Origin of the sequence: Flavobacterium limi (assembly GCF_010645075.1) — a bacterium.
Lineage (GTDB): Bacteria > Bacteroidota > Bacteroidia > Flavobacteriales > Flavobacteriaceae > Flavobacterium > Flavobacterium limi.
This window is the reverse complement of record NZ_JAADZV010000004.1, coordinates 98,182-120,417: the sequence shown is the minus strand read 5'-3', so window position 1 is coordinate 120,417 and position 22,236 is coordinate 98,182. Positions and strand designations below refer to the sequence as shown.

Sequence of the window (22,236 nt, the reverse complement as noted above, 5' to 3'; positions counted from 1 at the left end):
TTACAAAAAATCTAAAATAAATATGACGATAGAAGATCTTTTAAAAAGTAAAACAATTGAAAATCCGGTTAAGAGATTTAAAAAAGAATTAGAAGAAATTGTAAACAGCAGTCTGCTTTCTAAATTGCTTTCAAAAGCAAAACTGAAAAAAGAAGTGGCCGAGTTCGGTCTGGAACTTTTAAAGCTTAAGGACAATTATTACAGCAATTATATTTCTTTAGGATCAAAAGAAGCCGAAAAGTTTGCTGCTTTGATAAAAGAAAATTTGTGGGAAGACAAAAATTACTACGATTTGCTGCTTTATTTTTTTGGAGAACAAAACGCAGTCTATGTAAAAGAAGCATGGAACAGACTCCCGCAGAAAATGTATCAGGATGGTTACGCAAGGCGTTCTTTCAGGGCACCAAACCATAAACATTATTTAGTGGTCAATCAGGTGAATTTTCTGCGTTCTTTACTAAGCGGGCCCAGTAAATACAATTATCAGGACAGCACTACTTTTTATTATGATTTGAGTATCGAAGATGAAATTCGGTATGATACCGAGATTTCAAATTCGGATAATAAATTCATGGTTTGGTCGGCTGCTTTAGATGCCGGAAAAGCAGGACTTTTTCAATTGTTTGAAGACATTATTTTCAATAAAGATCCGCACGGAAAAGTGTCCAGAAATAGCATCAAAGCACTTTTAAACAGCGAGATACAGGAAAACTGGGAACTGGTTGAAAAACTGCTTCTTGCGGCTCAGCGTCAGGAAGGTTTGCGCCAGACGGTTTTAGAAGCTTTAGATGAAACCAGCATCGAAGCTTTACCCTATATGATCAAAGTAATTATTGATAATAAACTCACGCGTTTTTCATCGGTTGTAAGAGCAATCGATACATGGACAGGTCTGGGCTGGGAATCTGAAAAAGAAACTACGGTCCGAAATATTATTGAACTGGCTTACGGATATTTTACCAATCCGGAAACAATTCCGAATGGCATAAAAAGCAAAAATAATAACGAAGTATACATGGCGCTTTGGGTTCAGGGTGTTTTTGATGTGGAGAAAACAGTCCCGTATCTCCACGAATTGCTAGCAAACGGTACCGCTGAAAAGAAATCGCTGGCACTGAAATTTGCCGGGGAAACCAACGATCCGTATATCGAAATGCCGTTGTATTTTAAAGCTTTAGAAGACGATAATTTACAGGTTTTGGCATTTGCACTTCCGAGAATGAATGCCTTGCTGGAAGCCAATACAAAATCGAAGTTTTATATCGAAAACACAGATTATCCGAACTTTTTTGATAAAGTGTATCATCTGGCACAAACCATTACCGAAAAAGAAAAAACGTTTGAAGGAAAAGTGTTTTCGTGGCTGAATGTCAGGTTCGAAAAAGATACGCTATTCTCATCAGCGATTAATTTGGTGGGTGATAATGACGAAAGGTTAGAAACAGTTTTAAATCATTTTGAAAGCTTTTCAATCCACCTAAGAGAAAAACTAACCCGAAATTTATTGGGCAATTTTTACAGTTATTCTTTCAATAGTCATCAAAACAATAAGGATAAAAAGGAGCCAACCGATTTTCAGAGAAGTTTTGCGCTGCGAATTCTAAAAGACAGAGGGGAATCTCTTGTGGCTTCGGCGGTTAATGTCTTAAATCATCTGAGTTTGACGGAAGAAGAATTAGCCGGTTTTCAGGAATTATTTAAACGTAAAAATTCGAATTTAAAAAAGAATCTAACGGCAATCTTATTAAAACAGGAAGATAAGAAAATTGTCAATTTTGTCAATCAGACTTTAGAAAAAGGCGATTTAGAACAGCGTATGTCGGTTTTGGATTTGATGCTCCAGCTTCAGAAAAATAATAAACTGACTGACAAAGTAAACGATTGGGTAAAAGATTATCAGCAAAGACCAAAAATTACTGAGAAAGAAAGTAAGTTTATTGAGCAGTTAGAACCTTCTAAAAAGAAAGATCTTTTAAGTGCAGAAAACGGTTATGGATTTTATACCCCAAATGAATTTTCGCCTTATGAACTGCCAAAACCAAAAGCAGATTCTTTGTATGCGAAAGCAGTAAAAGCAGAACAATACGGTTTCTCCAAACCGATGTCGCACATCAAAACCGAGATTGCAAAGCTTTATAAATTGTATGAAGCGAACAGAAACTACGAATACGAAATTGAAAACTACGATAATAGCAAATCGACTGTTTTGCTTGGGAATATGTTTAGGTATGTAAAAAAACTGAATGAAGAAAAAGATCCTGAAATTGCAGCTACGAATTATCCGTTATATGAGGTTTGGGCGGGCTGGTTTGAAAATTCAGGTTTGGCCGAAAGAGATTTGTTTCTAATGACACTTGTAAGCAATTGCGACCGAAAAATCTGGAGGGATTTTCTGGAAAAACATGTTTTTTATTATAAAGAATTATTGCCGCATCAAAACAAAAGAGGTTATGATTGGGACAATGCCATTTTGAATATTCTGAATGCCTTACAATTGAAATATTCTTTTGAAGAAAAAGCCGATTTCCTAATCGATGCCTGCAGTAGCTTGTATGCAGATCTTCCAAAATCGGTAATCGAGTTTGAATACAAACCTGCTAAAGACGAGTATTATTACAATAACAACAATGGGAACGGCTGGCAGAGTCAGGGCTTTTTTGATATTTATCTGAATAAAATCGGACTGCTTGATCTGACAGAAGAACAAAACACTAAAGTCTGGAACCTGCACAGATGGAGACAATTAAACGGATTAGAGAAAAACAGGACTTTTGCCAAACCGCCAATTCATTTGTATTGCGTTGGATTTGAACAAAAATTAATTACCGAGGGAGAATTATATGAAGGTATTTTAGAAAGCGAAAGAATTTCTGTTTTAACCGGTGAAAAGAAACATTACAGACATTTTGGCAGCGAAGATTTAACTAATAAGTTTCCATTTTTAGTTCCGATGATTGACAAAATCAGAGAGACATTTTTAGATGTTGAGGTAAAAAGAGGAGATTCTAATACTTCAGTAACGCACTTGGTTCAGAGTTTCCAGAAGATTTTTGGTGCAAACCGCTTAGTCGAATTAATTACAGCGCTTGGAAAAGCAAGTTTGTACAAAGGCTATATCTATTCGTGGGGTTATACTGATTTAACGAAGCAGAAATTATTCAGCTTCTTATTAAAAAGATGTTATCCGTTGGAAACAGATACACAGGAAAGTTTTAATGTGTTAATTAAAAAAGCCAAAATCTCTGAAGAAAGACTGATCCAGACTGCGATTTATGCACCGCAATGGCAAAAGTTTGTCAGCAGTTATTTAGACTGGAATGGTCTGGATGAAGGAATCTGGTGGTTTCATGCGCATACCAAAACAGCAACTTACAGTGCAACAAATTCAGAACTGGAAAGTGAAGCGGCAAGATTTTCGACTTTAGATTTACAGGATTTTAAAGATGGTGCTGTAGATAAAGACTGGTTCACATCAGCTTATAAAAAATTAGGAAAAACGAAATGGGAGCTTTTATACGAATCTGCCAAATACGTAACAGACGGAAACGGTCACAGACGCGCGAGATTGTATGCAGACACGATTACAGGAGATTTAAAAATTAGAGAGGTTACCGCCAAAGTAAAAGACAAACGCGATCAGGATTATTTAAGAGTTTATGGATTGGTTCCGTTAAGTAAAGCAAGTCCGGAAAAAGATATTCTGGCGCGTTACGAATATTTGCAGCAGTTTAAAAAGGAAAGTAAGGAGTTCGGTTCGATGAAACAGGCGAGCGAAGCTTTGGCAATTCGTGTTGCTTTAGAGAATTTAGCCAGAAATGCAGGATATCCTGATCCGGTTCGTTTGACCTGGGCAATGGAAACGAAGCAGGTTCAAAATATTTTATCAAAAGAAACCGAAGTAGTTTTAGATGATGTCACAATAAGTTTAGTGATTAATAAAGAAGGAAAAGCCGATTTGGTTACCTATAAAGCAGGAAAAGAATTAAAATCGATTCCGCCGAAATACAAAAAAGACAAAGGTATTCTGGAATTAACGAATTACAGAAAAACCATGCGCGAGCAATGGACGCGCTCCAGAAAGGGACTGGAAGAAAGTATGATTCGCGGTGACGAGTTTTTATTCGCAGAAATGCAAAACCTTTTTGAGCATCCCATTATTTCAAAACACCTGGAGAAATTAGTTTTTATTTCGAATGACGATCAGATTGGTTTTTATGTAGATGGAAGTTTAGTGACTGGTTTAGGCGAAATGATTTCGTTAAACGAAAAACAGACTTTTAGAATTGCACACTGTTTTGATTTGCATAAAAATAACGTTTGGACAGATTATCAGAAATATTGTTTTGATAACAAATTGCAACAGCCCTTTAAGCAGGTTTTCAGAGAGTTGTATGTTCCAACGCCAAACGAATTGAAAGAGAAATCTATTTCAAGACGTTATGCAGGACATCAGGTACAGCCGAATCAGACTTTGGCTTTATTGAAAACAAGAGGCTGGAAAGTAGATTATGAAGAAGGATTACAGAAAGTTTTCCATAAAGAAAGCTATCAGGTAAAAATGTATGCGATGGCAGACTGGTTTTCGCCGGCAGATGTAGAAAGTCCGACTTTAGAAACGATCGAATTCCATTCTTTAAAAGATTATAAAAATATTGCGTTTGAAGACATCAATCCGAGGATTTTCTCAGAAGTAATGCGGGATATTGATTTAGTGGTAAGCGTTGCCCATGTTGGAGGAGTAGATCCTGAAGCAAGTCATTCTTCTATCGAAATGAGAGCCGTTTTACTGCGAGAAACACTGCGATTGTTTAAAGTCAAAAATGTTGAAATCAAAGAAAATCATGCGATCATAAAAGGAGAACTGGCGAATTACAGCGTTCATTTAGGAAGTGCAGTTGTACATCAGATGCCAGGTAAATATCTGTCGATTCTTCCGGTTCATTCTCAGCACAGAGGACGTTTGTTCCTTCCTTTTGCAGATGAAGATCCAAAATCGGCTGAGGTGATGTCTAAAGTTTTATTGCTGGCAAAAGATAATGAAATTCAGGACCCGACAATTTTGAAGCAGATTGATAAAACATATGCTTAATTCAGGAGGCCAAAAAACGTTTTAGATGTACTATTTTTAAAAATTCACAAATAATTGTTAAATTAAAACATAAAAGACTACATTTGCACTCGAAATATAACAATAAATAAAACACAGTATCATGTCAATTCAACCAAACTACGATCTTTTAGAAGGATTTTTTCCGGCTAATGACTTTGGATGTGATAGTATTTTTATAGAATTGAAATGTAAATTATAGTTTTAACTCAGCATAAAAACAAAAAAGCGTCCTCGAAATAGGACGCTTTTTTGTTTTACGGTATTTGGATTTAGATAAATAGGATCAAAAAAACACTCGGAATTGGGTCAGTATGGTACCAAAAAGAATTAAAATAAAACGCTAAATTAAAAATAAACAAAAAATAAATGATCAAATGTTTAATGCATAACCTAAATATTGAAATATAATCTTGAAAAGTAATCTGATGAGAGACAGTCATTTGATACAAACAGAATCTGCCAAAGGAAGCGGACAGGATTTTTTATGTTTAATATTTAATTGTAAGTGATTGATGGTTAGTGAAATAAGTCTTAAAAAGATTTGGATAAGTGATTTTTTAGACTTTATCTTTGCCGAAGAAAATCTGAAAAAGATTTTCAGATAAGAATGATTTCAAAATATAATACAGCATATAAAATGAATTTCAATTATAAAATATATAACGCAGTAATGCAAACACCGGGTTTCGATCACGGGTGTTTAACCAAGGTGCATAACTATAGGGATTAGGATACTTATGCGGTATCAAATCTTATGGAGCACCTTTAAACGGGTGCTTTTTTTATGCCAAAAAAGAAAATGATTTTGTAGCTCAATTGGCAGAGCAATTGGATACTACCCAGGAGGCTAAAGGTTCGAACCCTTTCAAAATCAAAGAAATGTTCTCTAGAAGGAACTGGCTTATTGGGGTTACTGGCTAACCTTCCCGACTGTCTCTCGGGAGAAACGGGTTCGATTCCCGTATGAGCCGCTTTTGGGAGGTTCTAAGTTGCAGAGGTAAAAAGCTTCAAAACTTAAAAAAAACTTAGTGACTTAGAATATTAACCTCTTCAAATGAAGTTAATTAAAAAATGAAAATATAGAAATCATGGTATTATATGATAAAATTATAGTGATTGATATTGAAGCAACTTGTTGGGAAACTAAGGAGGAAACAATATTAAATCAGAGGGAAATTATCGAGATAGGAGTATGCAAGTTAATCTTATCATCTGGAAAAATTGAAAATAAACAAAGTTTTTATATCAAACCAGAAGTTTCTCAAGTTTCTTCTTTTTGTAGCCAATTAACCGGAATTACAAATGAAAAGCTGCAGTTAGAAGGAACTTCTCTTGAGAAAGCATTGAAGAAAATTAATTCCAGGTATTCAGCAAAGTATAGAATATTTGCTGGTTATGGTGATTTTGATCAGGAAATATTAGAAAAAGAATGTGAAGCAAAAGCAATTGAAAACCCATTTAGAAATGACTATTTGAATATAAAGACACTTTTTAATTTAGTTTACCTTCAGGAGAAACCTCAGGGATTATTGAAAGAACTAGAGCTGGTAGGAGAATCTTTTGAAGGAAAGAATCATAACGGAGCTGATGATGCTTACAATGCAGCCAAACTACTGTATAAAGTTTTAAAAAAATAAAAACTGCGCAAAATAATAGCGTAGTCGTTTTAAAATCTTTGTCAAGGAAATAAAAGAACTTCTATAAAAGAGTTATTGAAAATGAATTGAAGGAGGAAGACAAAATTTTATTTTAGAAATTGAAAAAGATGAGTTTTAAAAATCGCTGATTTTGGGGGATCATGATTAAAAACACATATTATCAGTCAGCTAAAAGAGATTTCGTTAAATGAGAAAAACCGCCAGTTTTAGGGCTGGTGGTTTTAGAATTAAAAAAAAAATAAAATTAAAATGAATCAAAAAATATTTTTTACGTCTGATCATCATTTTGGTCATACGAATATAATCAGGTTTAGTGAGCGTCCGTTTGCTACAGTAGAAGAAATGGATCAGGAGCTCATTAAGCGTTGGAATGAAAAGGTAAGTCCGCGGGATATTGTCTATCACTTAGGAGACATTTCGCTGGCAAGACCGGAACGAACAAAAGAAATTTTAGACCAGTTACACGGTTCTGTTTTTCTGGTAAAAGGCAATCACGATAAGTCGGCTTTGAGCTATGCAAAACGATTTGAATGGATCAAAGATTACTATGAATTAAGTGTACCTGATGAAGAAGCGACAAATGGAAGGCAAAAGATTATTCTTTTTCACTACGCCATGAAAGTGTGGAGAAGTTCTTTTAGAGGAACCTGGCACTTGTATGGGCACTCACATGGTAACTTGTTTGATGACGAAACATCACGTTCGTTTGATGTTGGCGTAGATTGCCATAATTACGCACCGCTTTCTTATGATGAAGTAAAAAGCATCATTTTAAAGAAAGACTGGAAAACTCCTTTTGGAGACAGAGAATTATAAATTTAAAAAATTAAGAAAATGAAAGCTACAAATAAAATTATTATTATCGATTTAGAAGCCACATGCTGGCAGGGAGCAGTCCCGAAGGGGCAGGAAAATGAAATTATAGAAATCGGTTTAGCGGTTTTAGATGCTGAAACAGGAAAAATTACCCAAAACAAAGGCATTCTCATAAAACCGCAACGCTCAAAGGTGAGTCCGTTTTGTACAGAACTTACGACTATTACTCAGGAGTTGTTAGATAATAATGGCGTTCTTTTTGAAGACGCCATTAATGAACTGATTGATGAGTATAGTCCCGATTTGTATACTTGGGCAAGTTACGGGCAATATGATTTAAACATGTTGAAAAAGCAATGCAAATCGTTTGGTGTTGCCTATCCAATGGGAGAAGAGCATATTAATGTAAAAGTACATTTTGCCGAAAAATTCGGTTTGCAGAAACCAACCGGAATGAATGGTGCGCTGCATCTCTTAAATATTCCGTTAGAAGGAATACATCACAGAGGCATTGATGATGCTAAAAATATTGCTAAAATATTGCATTGGTGCCTGAAAAATTAGAATTTAATTTGTTATCGCAGCAATCAGAAAAGATAGCTGTAGGAAACTGCAAATATTTTTTATTTGCAGTTTTTCGTATTTTAATAATTTTTGATACCAGGTTATTATATAAAAACGGCTGTTCTAATTAAAGACAGCCGTTTTGGGTTGGTTATATTATTTTGATTAATTATGATCGTAGATTTTAGCGTAAAGATTTTTGTATATCTCTCTGATGTTTTTACGTTTTAGTTTCAGGGTAGGAGTAAGTTGTCCGCCATCGATAGACCACACATCTGGAGTAAGCTCAAAACGCTTTATTTTTTCCCAGTTACCAAACTTTTCATTGATACTTTCAATTTCTTTGTCAATACGTTTGATAACCTCAGGATTTGAAGCAATTTCAGCAGTTGTATTACCCAAAGTAACTTTATTGATTTTAGCCCATTCTTTTACAAATTCAAAATTAGGCTGAATAAAAGCAGCCGGCATTTTTTCGCCATCGCCAATTACCATAATCTGTTCAATAAAACGGGATTGTTTCATGGCATTTTCAATAAGCTGGGGCGCAATGTACTTTCCGCCGGAAGTCTTGAACATTTCTTTTTTACGATCGGTAATTTTCAGGAAACCTTCGCTGTCTATTTCACCAATATCTCCCGTATGGAAATATCCATTCTGTAAAGCTTCTGCCGTTTTTTCTTCATCTTTATAGTAGCCCAGCATTACGTTTGGGCCTTTGCAGAGAATTTCACCGTCTTCAGCAATTTTTACTTCAATATTACGGATTGGTTTTCCAACAGTTCCGATCTTGAAACCTTTATTTCTTTGGTCATTTACGGCAATTACAGGCGAAGTTTCAGATAAGCCGTAACCTTCCATCACAGGAATTTCGGCGGCGGCAAAAACTCTTGATAAACGCGGTTGTAAAGCAGCACTTCCTGATACCATAAGGTCTAGTCTTCCGCCCAAACCTTCTTTCCATTTGCTGAAAATTAGTTTGCGGGCAATTTTTAACTGAAATTCATACCAGAAACCATTAGCTCCGTACGGTTCATATCGCAATCCTAAATCAATAGCCCAGAAGAATAATTTTTTCTTGATTCCGGTTAGTTCAGCACCTTTAGCGTAAATTTTATCATAAACTTTTTCCAAAAGCCTTGGAACAGCTGTAATGACAGTTGGTCTAACTTCTTTTAGATTGTCGCTGATTTTTTCAATTGATTCCCCAAAATAAACAGAAACACCATAATATTGATAGATGTATAAAATCATTCTCTCAAAAATATGGCAGATAGGCAGGAAACTCAAAGCAGTACTTTTTCCGGCATCAAACGGAATTCTCGGGGCACTGTCTAAAACATTCGAGACAATATTTTTATGGGAAAGCATAACCCCTTTAGGTCTTCCGGTAGTTCCGGAAGTATAAATTATAGTAGCTAAATCGTCCTCTTTGATGCTGTCTTTTCTGGCTTCAACTTCTTGCTGATTACTTTCGTCAGCGCCCAGACTCAATAATTCTGTCCAGTGCTTGCAGCCTGAAATTTCATTGAAGGAATAGACATCTTTTAATGTTGGAACATTAGCTTTTATGGCATTTACTTTCTGAAGTACTTCTTCATCAGAAACAAAACAATAAATGCTGCCACTATGGTTTAAAATATATTCGTAATCTTCTTCAGAAATAGTGGGGTAGACCGGTACGTTCTGTGCGCCGGTTTGCTGGATACCAATATCCATGATATTCCACTCAGTACGATTATTAGAAGTGATTAAGGCAATTTTATCATCTTTTTGAACACCCAGGCGTAATAATGCCCTTGAAACCGCATTTGCTTTAGCAATATATTCACTGCTGGATGTTTTTTCCCAAACCCCATTTTTTTTGGTAGCCAATGCAACCGGAAGATTGTATGTTTCTTGTTGATAATAAGGAAAATCAAAAAGACGTGTGATTGTAACCATTTATATGATATATTGAAGTTTACTGCAAATTAAATAAAAATAAGGTATGATTTTTAATTTCATGAAATAAAAAACGAAATTTTTAGGCAGATTTATAAAACCAGCGAAAACGTTTCATTTTTGCTTAAACTTCAACTAAAAACGATAGTTAATTTGATTCAGTGTCCTTGACTTCTGTTTCCCCATAATTTTTTACACGATCACCCATAAGGTACATTTTTTTCTTTCCGGGAATAATCAAAAACTGCGTATAAAGCCATTCACCGCTTCCTTTTAATTTGTACCAGAATGTATAAGAAGAGCTGTCGTACCCTTCTTTAAATATAGGAATACCCTCATCACTACATTTGATTCCCCAGACCATCTCTTTTTTAGACAGGTTATCTAATTGATAAATACCTGTGCCATCAGCATTAATCTGGATAATAGGTTTGGTTGTTCCTTCAATTAAATAAGTACCGGCAACAGGCTGACCTATGTCTGTAGTCATAAAATGTTCGTGGAATTTGTAGATAATAGAAGTAACTTTAGCTTGTGCATGTATCTGCGTTGCTCCCATAAAAAGGGTAAGAAAGAGTAATTTTAAGATCTTCATAAATGTTGGGATTTAATATTTTGGCTACAATATTTTTTGGTATTATTTTTTTGCGAATATAGTTTAAATTGGAAAAGTTATTCTATAAATTGTAAAGCTTTTTAAAAAAATATTATATTTTTTAAAGTGTTTAATTTTGAGCTTTTTACGATCTTTTGTATGTTAAGTAAAAATGTTTCTCTTTAATGGTTATACATTTGCAATACTAAAAGGCAATATTTGTTGTTGTATAGAAAAAGAAAATATGAAAAATTTTTTGATTTTGTTTTTAATAAGCGCCACATGTTTTGCGCAGGATTTTAATAAAGTGGATGCCAACGGAAAAAAAGATGGTGTCTGGAAAGGTATTTATGAAGTTTCTAAGAGACCCCGCTATGAAGGTACATTCAGTCACGGAAAGGAAGTTGGAATTTTTAAGTTTTTTGATGATACTAAAAAAGGAGATGTAATAGCAACCCGTGATTTTAGTGCAAATGACGGTAGCGCCTATACTATTTTTTATGACCAGAAGAAAAATATAGTAAGCGAAGGGAAAGTTGTTGGAAAAAAGTATGAAGGGGAATGGAAATATTACCACAAGGCTTCTAAAGTTTTAATGACTGTTGAAAATTATAAAAACGGAAAGCTAGAAGGTAAAAGAACTGTTTATTATCCAAATGCAAAAGTCGCTGAAGAAATGACGTATAAAAATGGTCTGAAAGAAGGAGTTTATAAGAAGTTTGGACAAAACGGAATTATTTTAGAACAAACAACATATGCCAATAACCAGTTTAATGGTGATGCCGTTTTTTATGATTCAGATGGCGCGGTAGCTTCTAAAGGTAAATTTTTAAATGGTAAAAAAGTCGGAATGTGGCAATTTTACCTGAAAGGCAAATTAACGAAAGAAGTGAATATGAGTGATCCTAAAAGCAGCTATCAAGCCGACTCAAAACCTAAAATGCAATAATTAAATACTTCATAAGTTTTATCTGTAGCAGGATTATATAAACTGATTAAAACTACCATAATTATCTATAATTTGATTTATCTTTGCACCCTTGTAAAAATAAAAACAATTTAGAATGAAACGTGTAGTTGTTGGACTTTCCGGTGGAGTGGATTCGAGTGTTGCAGCTTATTTATTGCAGCAGCAGGGATACGAAGTTATTGGCCTTTTTATGAAAAACTGGCACGATGACTCTGTAACTATTTCAAATGAATGTCCGTGGCTGGAAGACAGTAATGATGCACTTTTAGTAGCTGAAAAACTTGGAATACCGTTTCAGACTGTTGATTTAAGCGAAGAATACAAAGAAAAAATCGTGGACTATATGTTCAACGAATACGAAAAAGGGAGAACTCCGAATCCTGATGTACTTTGTAACCGCGAAATCAAATTTGATGTTTTCATGAAAATTGCCTTAAGTCTTGGTGCTGATTATGTAGCAACGGGACATTATTGTCAAAAAGGTAAAACTGAAGTTGATGGAAAAACTGTCTATCAATTGATTGCAGGAGCAGATAACAACAAAGATCAATCATATTTTTTATGTCAGTTATCCCAGGAACAATTATCTAAAGCCTTGTTCCCAATTGGAGCTTTGACTAAACCTGAAGTTCGCGAAATTGCAGCAGAAATGGAATTGGTTACTGCCGAAAAGAAAGATTCTCAGGGATTATGTTTTATTGGAAAAGTTCGTTTGCCGGAATTTTTGCAGCAAAAATTGCAGCCCAAAGAAGGAAAAATTGTTCAGATTGATAAAAATGATCCAATTTATACTGTTGAAGAACCAGCCGGATTATCTTTGGAAGATGAATTAAAAGCTGAAGCCCAAAAATTGAATTATCGTCCGGAAATGGGGAAATTTATGGGTAAACATCAGGGAGCTCATTATTTTACCGTTGGACAAAGAAAAGGGCTGAATGTTGGCGGAACTACTGATCCGTTATTTGTGATTGCAACAGACGTTGAAACCAACACGATTTATACAGGTCTTACAAGCAATCATCCGGGATTGTTTAAAAAAGCCTTGTTTATAGAAAAATCCGAAGTACACTGGATTCGTACTGATCTGACTTTAAATGTTGGGGAAACCATGGAAGTAATGGCAAGAATCCGTTATCGCCAGCCTTTACAAAAAGCAACTCTGCACCAGTTCGCAGACGGAATGTATGTTCGTTTTGAGGAGCCGCAATCAGCGATTACAGAAGGACAATTTGTTGCCTGGTATTTAGAAAATGAATTAGCTGGTTCGGGAGTAATTTCATAGCTTTATACTTTTATCAGGCTTTGGCCTTAAAAAAGTAATACAATGAAGATACATTACGCTGTTATATTCTTACTGATTTCGACTGTGATGTTTTCACAGGAAGAGGCATGGGTTTATTTTAATTCAAAACCTAATGCGCAGACTTATCTGAATTCTCCGCTTTTAATACTATCACAGCGAGCGATAGATCGCAGGACAAATCAAAATATTGCTTTAAATTTTACCGATGCTCCTTTAGAAACTGCTTATGTCAGTCAGATAAAAACAAGTTCAGGGATTACCGTTATGGCAAAGTCTAAGTGGCTTAATGCTCTTCATATCAGAGGGACTCAGGCAAGTATTTCAGCTTTGACTGCGTTCGCATTTGTTGATAAAGTAGTTTTTGCAAATAAATCACTTAATTTAACCGGGAAAAAAGTTTTACAAAATAAAGTTTCCCAGACAAAAAATAAGCTTGAGACAGCGGTAAATTATAATTACGGAACTTCAGCAAACCAAATTCAGATGCTGAACGGGCATGTTTTGCATCAGCAAAATTATACAGGTTCGGGAAAAATAATTGCTGTTATGGATGCTGGCTTTCCGGGTGTTAATACAGCAGAACCTTTCAGGAAAATAAGAGATAATAATCAAATTTTGGGCGGATATGATTATGTTTCGCGAAATGCCAATTTTTATGCAGGTGGAAGTCACGGAACTATGGTGCTTTCTGCAATGGGTGGATATAAGGAAAATGCTTTGGTAGGAACAGCTCCAGATGCTTCTTATTATCTTTTTCGAACTGAAATTGATGCTCTGGAAAATCCTCTTGAAGAATCGCTTTGGGTAGAAGCAGCAGAAAAAGCAGATAGTTTAGGTGTTGATATTATTACCACTTCGTTAGGATATTTCGGTGACAGGAATAATCCGGATTACAATTACACTTATAGTGATATGAATGGAGTTACCACTTTTATTTCGCGTGGTGCAGAAATTGCATTTAGCAAAGGAATTATTGTAGTAGCTGCTGCAGGTAACGAAGGAGGCCAGACTGAAAAACATATAGGCGGACCTGCCGATGCAGTTTCTGTTATTGCAGTCGGTTCTGTTACGGGTACAAAAGTAAAATCATCTTTTAGTTCCATTGGCCCAAGTTATGATGGAAGGATAAAACCTGATATTATGGCGCAAGGTTCGTCTGCTGTGATTTCTGATATTTCGGGTAATATTGTTACCTCAGACGGGACTTCTTTTTCATGTCCAATTATGGCTGGAATGATTGCCTGTTTGTGGCAGGCTTATCCTGAAAAAACGAATCAGGAAATTAGAACTATGGTCATTCAGTCTGCTGATAAATATTTGACTCCTGATAATAACTATGGTTACGGAATTCCAAATTTTGGTGCTGCATTGGCAGTTGGTAATTTTGTAAATAATGATTTTGTTCTTTATCCGAATCCTGCTAAAACTAATGTTACATTTTTATTTTCAAATGAAGTACATAATGCTTCAGTCATTATTTATTCGATTTTAGGTGAAAAAGTACTTGAAAAAAAGATAACTGGGCAAAATCCTGATCTTTCAGTAGAATCATTAAAAAGCGGAATCTATTTTTATACTTTTGATGCAGATGGTTTGCATAAAACTGGAAAAATTATAAAACAATAATAATTCTTTAATGAATAAAATTACTCAGCTTTTTAATATAAAATACCCAATTATTCAGGGCGGCATGGTTTGGAACAGTGGTTATAAATTAGCTTCTGCTGTAAGCAATGCCGGTGGTTTAGGACTTATTGGAGCAGGTTCCATGTATCCTGAAGTCTTGCGGGAACATATTCAAAAATGCAAAAAAGCAACGGACAAACCGTTTGGTGTTAATATTCCGATGTTATATCCCAATATTGAAGAAATAATCAATATTGTGGTAGATGAAGGGGTAAAAATTATTTTCACTTCAGCAGGAAATCCTAAAACATGGACTTCATTTTTAAAATCAAAAGGAATTACAGTCGTTCATGTTGTCAGCAGCAGCATTTTTGCTTTAAAAGCCCAGGAATCCGGAGTTGATGCTATTGTTGCAGAAGGTTTTGAGGCAGGAGGACACAACGGACGTGATGAAACTACGACACTGACTTTGATTCCGATGGTAAAAGAAAAAATTCAGATTCCGATTATTGCAGCGGGTGGAATCGCAACCGGAAGAGGAATGCTGGCAGTGATGATTTTAGGTGCCGATGGTGTACAGGTTGGAAGCCGTTTTGCTGCATCAACAGAATCATCTTCACACAATAATTTTAAACAAAAAATAGTTGATACAAAAGAAGGAGATACTCAGTTGACATTGAAAGAATTAGCGCCTGTACGTTTAATTAAAAATAAATTTTATGAAGATGTTCAGGATCTTTACAAAAAATGTCCTTCAAAAGAAGATTTAGTACAGCTTTTGGGAAGAGCAAGGGCAAAAAAAGGAATGTTTGAAGGAGATCTTGAAGAAGGTGAACTTGAAATAGGACAAATAGCAGGGCTGATTCATGAAATTTTGCCTGCAGAAAAAATAATTAATGAAATAATAGCCGATTTTAAAGCTGCTTATCAGGAAAAAAGTAAATTTGAGTTTTAATAGCCGCTATAAAAACATTATGAAAATTTTACGAAACTATATAATACTTTTCTTTCTTGGATTAGGAATCCAGCAAGCTTACAGTCAGTCTTATCGTTTTAAAACATCAGGTTTTAGTATTTTAGAAAAAACCGATAAAGGAAAATGGGGCGAATGGTCAAAACTTGATCTGGTTAATCTTTCTGTTGTATTGGATACTGAGAAACATCGAATTGTAGTTTATTCTCAGGAAATACAGCTTTTTAATATCATTGAATATATTGAGCGGGAAGAAAATGATACCGATATAGTCTATTCATTTGTATGTAAAGATAATAGTGGTATTGACTGTAAAATTTCAATAATTACACGAAAAAAACAAGACTATCGTAAACAGCTTTATATTAATTATGATAAACACATTATTTTGTATAATATTTTTAATGTGTAGTTTAATCATGTACCTTATTCGATTTGAGATTTAAGAATCAATATCCTTGATAAACTCATCATATTCGAGATAAAACATTTCCAACGCATTCATTTTTTCGAAAAAGAAATCAAAAATTGTATCCCAGTTATTGCGGTTACTAAATCCGACTCCGAGTTTTTCAACCCAAATCCGACTGATGGTTTTGCCACTTTCAAGCGTGTAATTTTTTTCAAAAACTAAATCTTTAACGAATTCTTCTTCCAGGATGTTTTTTAGTGCTTCTAATTTTTCAAAATAAGCATTTCGTTTCTCATCACTTCGGTGTTCGATATCAATTAAAACCTGCGCTTTTTTATTATCTACATAAAATTTAAAAGAAAAGTCTTTGATCTTGGTATCATAAAGAACCCATTTTCTTGGGTATTTCCCGGCAAAAGCCACCCAGAATTCTCTTTTTAGTTTTTGTGATTCTTCTCTGCTGTACATTTTCAGGGTTTTGATTTTAGAAAACTTGTGCAACCGCGTTTTCTGGACTATATTTATATTTTATTTGAAAGTACAAAAATAAACTTTGATTATGGATTTTCAAGATTTTTTACGACATGTTCCTAATTTAATTCCGGTTGAACTCCCGGCAGAGAAAGCACATGTAAAAATGGCTCCTTTAGAAAGGATTCAGCTAATGAAAAACCTTGATATATCGACCAAAAGTCCAAGGATTGCTGCTGTTATGATGCTGTTGTATCCTAAAAATAAAACAACACATTTGGTTTTAATTGTTCGTAATGCTTATAACGGTGTACATTCCTCTCAGATTGCTTTTCCGGGCGGGAAGTATGAATTTTCAGATGCGGATTTTCAGGAAACTGCTTTGCGTGAAACGCATGAAGAAATTGGAATATCATCTGAAAAAGTAGAAATTATAAAGCAATTTACACCAATGTATATTCCGCCAAGTAATTTTTTAGTACATCCATTTTTAGGGATTTCAATGCAGGAATTGTCATTTTATCCGGATGTTAGGGAAGTAGCTGATATTATTGAACTTCCACTTTCCGTTTTTTTGAATGATGAAATTATAATTGAAGCCACTTTATCAACTTCTTATGCTGATAATATTTCGGTTCCCGCTTTTAACATTCAAAATCATGTCGTTTGGGGAGCAACTGCGATGATATTAAGCGAATTAAGAGAAGTTTTGAAAATTACTTTTGAAGAAAGGATTTAAAAACGTAAATTTAATGATTTGATATTCATTACGATAACTGTTTGTTTTTGGGATTGTATATAAAAAAAACCAAAAAAAATAATTTTTGTATGTTTGCGGCCTAACAAAAACAACATAATTCACTGCTATGGGATTGTTTAAGCGAAATCCTTTCGGACATATATTATTCATCAAAAAATGGCTGATCCGTATTCTGGGCGCCATAACACATAGACGATATAGGGGTTTTAATGAATTACAGATCGAAGGATCGGAAATCATTAAAACATTGCCGGATACCAATGTTTTATTTATATCCAATCATCAGACTTATTTTGCTGATGTGGTAGCTATGTTTCATGTTTTTAATGCAAGTTTAAGTGGCCGTCAGGATACAATTAAAAACATTGGGTATTTATGGCAGCCTAAAATGAATATTTATTATGTTGCTGCCAAAGAAACAATGCAGGCTGGTTTGCTGCCAAGAATTTTAGCATATGTAGGCGCTATTACAGTGGAAAGAACATGGAGATCTAAAGGTGTTGATATTGCAGAAAAGCGAGATGTTAATCCAAATGATACCGAAAATATCAAAATTGCCCTTAATGACGGCTGGGTCATTACTTTTCCTCAGGGTACTACAAAGTCCTTTAAACCTGTCCGTAAAGGAACTGCCCATATCATCAAACAACACAAACCAATCGTTATTCCAATTGTTATTGACGGTTTCCGCCGTTCATTTGATAAGAAAGGATTGCGGATGAAAAAGAAAAATATCCTGCAATCGTTTATTATCAAAGAACCTCTGGATGTTGATTATGAAAAAGATACAATAGAAGAAATTGTTGAAAAAGTAGAATATGCCATAGAGCAGCATCCATCATTTTTGAAAGTTATTCCGGCTGAAGAAATTAAGGCAGAAGAAGAGCTTAATGAAATGAGGAGATGGAGCTATAAACCTCCTGAAAATGAAAATTAGATTTGTAAATTATCAGTGTAGATTTTAGAACTTTGCTGTAACTTTCTTAGAAATCGATCTTCTTAAGTTCTTTATAATTGACATATAGACGACGTAATAAAGTTCCGTATAGTAGTCTGTAAAAGCACCAGAATATTCCGAGGAAACCTAATACAACCAAAATTAAAATGGCAATTGTAAGAAACATTGCTTTTCCGCTTTCAGCCAGTTTTTCCTTTAAAAAAGACATATCAGGATTATACACGAAGGCAGCAAAGATGCTCAATATTGTTGTTATTAAAATCATGCCTAAATTATACCAGACATAATACTGAACAGTTTTGCGGGTTCTTAAAATGGCACTCATTAGAGATTTAGTAGCTACTGTCGTTGAAATAGTTTTATAATTTTTATAAAATATAATTACAAAAATGAGGACCACAACATAATTAAAATAGGTTAGAAATTCTAAAGCAAATACAATTTCAGGATGATTCATCTTTTGTAAAACATCATCGGTATTGATAAATATATTTGAAAAAGTCCAAAACGAAATTTCTAAAATGCTTATAATCAAAATCCACTTCACAATAGAAGATGATTTTTTATGAATCATATTGTAAATTTCTATTTCTGAAATTTGTTGAAAAGAATTCGCATTCTTTTTCCAGTCTTTTTTTAATAAATCCAGTTCTTTCATAGTGGTATTTTAAGGATTTAATATTTTTTTAAGTTTACCTTTAATCCGGTTCATTTTCACGCGTGCATTCACTTCGCTGATTCCTAAGGTTTCGGCTATTTCCTGATAATCTTTATCTTCCAGATACATAAAAACCAAAGCTTTTTCAATATCGTTTAGCTGATACACTGCTTTGTACATCAGTTTAATCTGCTCTTCTTCTTCATAATTATAGTCAACATCTTTAACAAAATGCTGATGAGTTTCATATTCTACAGTCGATACGGTTCGTTTGGTTTTTCGGTATAAGGTAATGGCAGTATTTAAGGCAACACGATAGGCCCAGGTCGAAAATTTACTGTCACCTCTAAATTTAGGATATGCTTTCCAGAGCTGAATGGTTATTTCCTGAAACAAATCTTTATGTGCATCTTCGCCGGCAGTATATAATCTACAAATCTTGTGGATTATATTCTGATTTGCCTGCAATTGCGTAACAAATGACTGTTCTAGATTTTCGCTCATAATGTGTTAGTAGAGAGTAAAAGGATTTTGTTACAGTGTGAAAATAAAAATAATTTAGATTAAAATATAATTTTAGTAGTAATCTTAATAATTTTTAATTTTCTTTCCAACCTTTTAGCCGGATTCACACTCTATATATAAAAGCCAATTTTATGAAAACATTATTACTATTAGCCTTTGTTTTTTTTACTGCATCAGGATTTTCACAAAATTTATATTATGGTAATGTAAGTGAGGGTGGTATTCCGGTTCCCGGTGCTTCGATTTGTGTAATCAATTCTTCAAGATGCACTACCTCTGATTTTAATGGCAATTACTCCATCGAAGTTAAAATTGGCGAACAATTGAAGATTTCGTTTATCGGGATGAAAACTAAGATCATTAGCATTACGAATCTTAATGTTCAAAAAAATGAGCAAACTGTAGAACACATTTTAAGTGACGATTATAGTAAGAAATTGAAGAAGCCTACAGATTCGTTAAAAATTTCTGAACCTTCCGGAACTTTTAATTTCAATCTTCTGGACGGAATAGGGGAGGATTATCTAATGAAAATTGACAGAAGTGATGAGCACGTTTATAGTTTGAGATATAAAAATAAATATCATAAATTGTCTTTTGAAGCGAGTCAGGAAATGTTTGTTTCGTCGCCAATGCGAATGGCTCATTATCAAAAAACGTATGCACAGGGGAAAAGCGTAAACGGCAAATTAACTTATCAATCTCCTGAAACAAACCAAATTTTCAGCTGGGGACCAAATGTTAATACTTTAGAATATTCAGCAAATCCATCTGAATACTATGCACAGGGAAATATTGTAAACAAGACATTTGGTAATGAAAATTCACTACAATTATACAATCCGAATGGTTTCTTCAAAAATACAGTGGATAATAAATATTTGATAAACACTCAAATTGAAGGTCCAAAGGGGAATTTTCTAAAAATAAATTTTGCTTATAAAACAGGAAGAATCTCAATTCCATCAAGCAGAAATAATGAATTAGAGACATCTGTCAGATACTTCAGAAATGTCTCCAAAAACAGTAGAATAGAATCTATTTTATCTTTTGATGATTTCGAAAACAATCTTCCCAATTCAAATTTTATAGTCAATAAGATTGTTTTTGCCAATGCAGTTACGCCCATTCATTTTGATAATCGTTTTGCTTCGGCATTATCAAATGGTTTGCAGCGAAGTTTTGCTGTGTCTGAAAATAATCCATATTATTTGATACAGAATAATATGGATAAAAACAAAAGCAAAACAATCTCATTTAATTTTAATCATAAATATACCGGGCATAAAAACTCGAATACTGTAAATACCAGTTTTCAATCTTCTGAAATTACAAATACAAACGGACAGGGTTTTTATTTTTCCGGAATTACTACACCTAATTTTAATAAAAGAACCGAACGATTTACAAATTTTTCAGTTTCAGATGTTTTCAATCATACAATTGATAATGGATTTGTAGAATCAAAAATTGATTTGAGGTTTCAGGAAAGAAATTTAGAAAGAAATTATTTTAGCGGATTTGCATCTCCGGATGATTTTCCTAATAACAGTTTGAATCTTAGGAAATTAAATGTAGTTCAGCAGCGATTTGAAATTTTTTATAACGCTAACATATCCTATACTTTCCAGGATATTCTTTCTTATTATGATGAATTGGTTTTAAAAGCGAGCACAAACCTGAATCATTCTTCAACTGTTAAAGGAAAATTTATGCCCAATTTTCTTGCTTCTGCAGAAATAAAAAGACTTTTCGATGAGCAGCTTTCATTAAGCATAAGTCAGTCTTATAACCAGGTTGAGCCTTCTCTGCAAAATAATAATTTGAATTTTAATTCTTTGATATACAATTTAGGGCAGTTTAAAGAGCTTCAGAATAATTTAGAACTAATAACGCCTAAAAATGCCATACCAACAGAAGAAATTAATACAAACGTAGGTCTCGTTTATAATTTAAATTATCAATGGAATCTTAATTTTTCCTTCTATCATAAAAGGGTTGAAAATTTATATGTACCTATTTTTAGCCTGAATACTGCTAACTGGTCTCCTGATGTGAATTATAAGCAAAATGGTGTTGAATTTGAAATTCAAAAAACAATTTATGGCAGAGATCTTACTTATAATTTCAATTTCAATTTTACTCATTATAAAAATAAAGTAGTAAGCCTGAATAATAATCTGAGCCGAATTCCTTTTGCCGGTTTTAAAGATGTAAACAAAAATTATATTGTTGGACAGCCGCTTGGAGTTATTGTTGGGAACGGCTATTTAAGAGATAATAATCAAAATATAATAATTGATGATGATGGATTTCCTATGGAAGATTCAGAGCCAAAAATTTTAGGAGATCCAAATCCGGATTTTGTTGTTGGTTTTTTCAATACATTAAAATATAAAAATTTTGCATTAAACCTTTCTTTTGATTGGAGTAAGGGCGGGGAATTGTGGAATGGAACCCAACAAACTTTAAATTATTACGGTAAATCTGAAATAACTGAAAAACAGCGAAGTATAACCAATTATGTTTTTAAAGGCGTTACGCAAGACGGCGCGATAAATACAAAAGCAGTTTCTTTTTATGATGTCAGCCTTCCGGTAGAACAAAATCGCTGGACCAGATACGGAATTGACGGTGTTGCAGAAGATGCTATTGAAGATGCGACTTATTTTAGACTCAATTCAATCAGTTTATCGTATTCAAATTACTCAGGTTATAAAAAAATCAATTATACGCTTTCTTTTTTTGTACATAACGTATTTGTTTTGTCCAAAAGCAAGACCGCTTTCAGTAGTAATTCGATGTTTAATTCTTTGGATTCAGGCGGATTAGATTATTTCAATGCGCCCATGATGAGAAGTTTTGGTTCCTCTTTAACCATTAAATTTTAGTA

Annotated in this window: 17 protein-coding genes and 2 tRNA genes; 14 read left to right on the top strand and 5 right to left on the bottom strand. The window is 34.0% G+C overall.

Going from position 1 to position 22,236, the window contains the following annotated elements:
• The first annotated feature begins 22 nt into the window (after positions 1-22).
• From GXM16_RS09945 to GXM16_RS09920, 6 genes are all read left to right on the top strand, one after another.
• Complete coding sequence (locus GXM16_RS09945) at positions 23-5,089, top strand: DUF4132 domain-containing protein (protein ID WP_163394226.1); 5,067 nt, start codon at positions 23-25, stop codon at positions 5,087-5,089.
• Positions 5,090-5,911: 822 nt separating this feature from the next.
• A tRNA-Ser gene (locus tag GXM16_RS09940) sits at positions 5,912-5,984 on the top strand.
• A gap of 24 nt (positions 5,985-6,008) precedes the next feature.
• Positions 6,009-6,081: transfer RNA gene (locus GXM16_RS09935), tRNA-Asp, on the top strand.
• A 117-nt stretch (positions 6,082-6,198) separates the two neighbouring features.
• Positions 6,199-6,747 carry a 3'-5' exonuclease gene (locus GXM16_RS09930; RefSeq protein WP_163394225.1) on the top strand — a complete coding sequence of 183 codons (549 nt, stop codon included), beginning with the start codon at positions 6,199-6,201 and terminating at the stop codon, positions 6,745-6,747.
• A gap of 270 nt (positions 6,748-7,017) precedes the next feature.
• Positions 7,018-7,584, top strand: a complete 567-nt coding sequence (locus tag GXM16_RS09925) for a metallophosphoesterase family protein (RefSeq protein WP_163394224.1) — start codon at positions 7,018-7,020, stop codon at positions 7,582-7,584.
• An 18-nt stretch (positions 7,585-7,602) separates the two neighbouring features.
• Positions 7,603-8,148 carry a 3'-5' exonuclease gene (locus tag GXM16_RS09920; RefSeq protein ID WP_163394223.1) on the top strand — a complete coding sequence of 182 codons (546 nt, stop codon included), beginning with the start codon at positions 7,603-7,605 and terminating at the stop codon, positions 8,146-8,148.
• Positions 8,149-8,313: 165 nt separating this feature from the next.
• Here the strand turns inward: GXM16_RS09920 and GXM16_RS09915 are convergent, their stop codons facing one another.
• Together GXM16_RS09915 and GXM16_RS09910 are read right to left on the bottom strand one after the other, a co-directional pair.
• On the bottom strand, positions 8,314-10,092 hold the full coding sequence (locus tag GXM16_RS09915; RefSeq protein ID WP_163394222.1) for an AMP-dependent synthetase/ligase: 1,779 nt from the start codon (positions 10,090-10,092) through the stop codon (positions 8,314-8,316).
• A 148-nt stretch (positions 10,093-10,240) separates the two neighbouring features.
• Complete coding sequence (locus tag GXM16_RS09910; protein WP_163394221.1) at positions 10,241-10,687, bottom strand: hypothetical protein; 447 nt, start codon at positions 10,685-10,687, stop codon at positions 10,241-10,243.
• Between the two features lie 244 nt (positions 10,688-10,931).
• On the opposite strand from GXM16_RS09910, the gene GXM16_RS09905 reads away from it, so the two are divergent.
• The 5 genes from GXM16_RS09905 (at position 10,932) to GXM16_RS09885 (ending at position 15,971) form a co-directional block, all read left to right on the top strand.
• The gene (locus tag GXM16_RS09905; protein WP_163394220.1) at positions 10,932-11,636 is read left to right on the top strand and encodes a toxin-antitoxin system YwqK family antitoxin; all 705 of its coding nucleotides are present in this window, start codon (positions 10,932-10,934) and stop codon (positions 11,634-11,636) included.
• Positions 11,637-11,751: 115 nt separating this feature from the next.
• The gene (mnmA, locus tag GXM16_RS09900) at positions 11,752-12,939 is read left to right on the top strand and encodes a tRNA 2-thiouridine(34) synthase MnmA (protein ID WP_163394219.1); all 1,188 of its coding nucleotides are present in this window, start codon (positions 11,752-11,754) and stop codon (positions 12,937-12,939) included.
• A gap of 42 nt (positions 12,940-12,981) precedes the next feature.
• Positions 12,982-14,586, top strand: a complete 1,605-nt coding sequence (locus GXM16_RS09895; protein ID WP_163394218.1) for a S8 family serine peptidase — start codon at positions 12,982-12,984, stop codon at positions 14,584-14,586.
• 10 nt (positions 14,587-14,596) lie between these two features.
• Positions 14,597-15,541, top strand: coding sequence for an NAD(P)H-dependent flavin oxidoreductase (locus GXM16_RS09890; RefSeq protein WP_163394217.1), 945 nt, complete (start codon positions 14,597-14,599; stop codon positions 15,539-15,541).
• A gap of 19 nt (positions 15,542-15,560) precedes the next feature.
• Positions 15,561-15,971, top strand: a complete 411-nt coding sequence (locus tag GXM16_RS09885) for a hypothetical protein (RefSeq protein WP_163394216.1) — start codon at positions 15,561-15,563, stop codon at positions 15,969-15,971.
• Positions 15,972-16,001: 30 nt separating this feature from the next.
• Here the strand turns inward: GXM16_RS09885 and GXM16_RS09880 are convergent, their stop codons facing one another.
• On the bottom strand, positions 16,002-16,439 hold the full coding sequence (locus GXM16_RS09880; protein ID WP_163394215.1) for a DUF4268 domain-containing protein: 438 nt from the start codon (positions 16,437-16,439) through the stop codon (positions 16,002-16,004).
• Positions 16,440-16,530: 91 nt separating this feature from the next.
• Here GXM16_RS09880 and GXM16_RS09875 point away from each other — a divergent pair, with 91 nt between their 5' ends.
• Positions 16,531-17,181: an NUDIX hydrolase gene (locus tag GXM16_RS09875; protein WP_163394214.1), complete on the top strand. Its 651-nt coding sequence runs from the start codon at positions 16,531-16,533 to the stop codon at positions 17,179-17,181.
• 127 nt (positions 17,182-17,308) lie between these two features.
• A complete protein-coding gene (locus GXM16_RS09870) occupies positions 17,309-18,139 on the top strand; it encodes a lysophospholipid acyltransferase family protein (RefSeq protein ID WP_163394213.1) in 831 nt (276 codons plus the stop codon).
• A gap of 46 nt (positions 18,140-18,185) precedes the next feature.
• Here GXM16_RS09870 and GXM16_RS09865 read toward each other — a convergent pair whose 3' ends face one another.
• Together GXM16_RS09865 and GXM16_RS09860 are read right to left on the bottom strand one after the other, a co-directional pair.
• A complete protein-coding gene (locus tag GXM16_RS09865; protein WP_163394212.1) occupies positions 18,186-18,818 on the bottom strand; it encodes a hypothetical protein in 633 nt (210 codons plus the stop codon).
• Between the two features lie 9 nt (positions 18,819-18,827).
• The gene (locus GXM16_RS09860) at positions 18,828-19,322 is read right to left on the bottom strand and encodes an RNA polymerase sigma factor (RefSeq protein ID WP_163394211.1); all 495 of its coding nucleotides are present in this window, start codon (positions 19,320-19,322) and stop codon (positions 18,828-18,830) included.
• A 152-nt stretch (positions 19,323-19,474) separates the two neighbouring features.
• Here GXM16_RS09860 and GXM16_RS09855 point away from each other — a divergent pair, with 152 nt between their 5' ends.
• Positions 19,475-22,234, top strand: a complete 2,760-nt coding sequence (locus GXM16_RS09855) for a carboxypeptidase-like regulatory domain-containing protein (protein ID WP_163394210.1) — start codon at positions 19,475-19,477, stop codon at positions 22,232-22,234.
• Positions 22,235-22,236 lie beyond the last annotated feature (2 nt).